Origin of the sequence: Lyngbya sp. CCAP 1446/10 (assembly GCF_026130175.1) — a bacterium.
GTDB lineage: Bacteria > Cyanobacteriota > Cyanobacteriia > Cyanobacteriales > Microcoleaceae > Microcoleus.
The window spans coordinates 1-961 of record NZ_JAIGNI010000166.1 but is presented as its reverse complement, the minus strand read 5'-3'; the positions used below and the strand labels follow the sequence as shown (position 1 = coordinate 961).

The 961-nt window shown below is 35.4% G+C and carries 1 pseudogene; it reads right to left on the bottom strand.

Features of this window, described 5'->3' with window-relative positions:
* A pseudogene (locus tag K4039_RS29695) lies at positions 1–937 on the bottom strand (ISKra4 family transposase); the annotation flags it as partial.
* Positions 938–961: the final 24 nt, after the last annotated feature.

The window sequence follows — 961 nt, the reverse complement described above, 5'->3', positions numbered from 1 at the left end:
CCAGAACCAATCGAACTTATGGATTCTTCTTTATAGTATTGGTAGTTGACTATTCGGCAGCGATGAGTCTCTAAATAGTTACAAAATGTTTTAAATTCCTTTTTTTTCATTTCTTTAAATAGATTTATAACTTCATCTATCTTGCCTTGCCACAACATATTTTCTGCTAATTTTAAACGTTTTATTGAACCTCCTACCTTGTAAAGATTTTCTTTCAGATGATACCAATCTAAGATTTCTTGTCTTTGCTCGGTGTCTCCAATTTCTTTAAATATTTTCCAAATTCCGGCATGACCATCTCCTAGACAATACATAGGATGTAGCAATTTTTGGCTATTAGCCCAATCAATTAAATCTTGATTATTTTGAAAAAATGCTCCCGAATAAACGTTATCGAAACAAACGGCTTTATAGTCTTTCCAGCAACACGCTTCGCCTTTGGATTCGTTGCGTAGCCTGACTTTCCCGCCATCTAATGTAATTTCTTGGACTCCTTGTTTCGATGCAGGTAATTCAAATTCTTGTCGATTGACTAATCTATGTAATGTACTGTGAGAGATTTTGACACCAGTGAAAATCTCTAAATCTTTTTCCGCCATTTGATAAGATTCGTTGGCACTGATTAAAAGACAACATTTTTCCATCAGTGGACTGAATTGACTATAAGCTTTCAATCCAAAATATTTCGCCTGATTATCTGTAAGGTCAAGCAAACCGACTATTGATTTTATTTTTCGGGGTTTTCCTGTTTTAATTCCTGATGCTGCCGAAAAAAAAAGCTACCTAGTTCTGGACCCACTTCTTCTAACATTTTTTGACGGAGGGATTTTTCGATACTGTCAAAACTTTCTAACTCGGCTGGATCTGTATTTCTGTAAAGAATTTCTGCTGCCGCTTTTAAGTAGGCTTTTAGCTGTTCTTGGTCTGAGGGTGTCATTTTTTTTACCTCATCTTTATTTGG